The sequence below is a fragment of the Massilia genomosp. 1 genome (genome assembly GCF_011682185.1).
Classification (GTDB): Bacteria; Pseudomonadota; Gammaproteobacteria; order Burkholderiales; family Burkholderiaceae_D; genus Telluria_A; species Telluria_A rubra.
This window is the reverse complement of sequence record NZ_WHJF01000479.1, coordinates 1-321: the sequence shown is the minus strand read 5'-3', so window position 1 is coordinate 321 and position 321 is coordinate 1. Positions and strand designations below refer to the sequence as shown.

Genomic DNA, 321 nt, shown 5'->3' with positions numbered 1-321 from the left:
CGGCCGTGAAAAAGGCGTTCGAATGCCGCTGCGGCGCGCCCACCTGCACCGGCACCATGCTGGCACCGAAAAAACGCAAGCGTCGCTGAGCCGCTTGCCGCTTGATTGCTTGCCGGTGTGGTATCGATTACACGCCGTCCGGCGCTTGGGCGGTATCGATCATCAAGTATATTGGGAAATATGTGTTATAATTAAGCAACTTTTATCATATTGAAATCCTTATTCATGCATTATTTGACGATTGATGCGCTGCCTGATTTGAGCGCCGCGCAGATGGCCAGCGCCCATGTCTTGACGTTCCAGCCTTACGGCCCGTTTGGA

Annotated in this window: 1 protein-coding gene; it reads left to right on the top strand. The window is 53.6% G+C overall.

What is annotated here, in order from left to right; all coding sequences use genetic code 11:
- The coding region (locus tag F1735_RS36120; RefSeq protein WP_222853206.1) for a hypothetical protein at positions 1–214 on the top strand (214 nt) is incomplete at its 5' end.
- Positions 215–321: the final 107 nt, after the last annotated feature.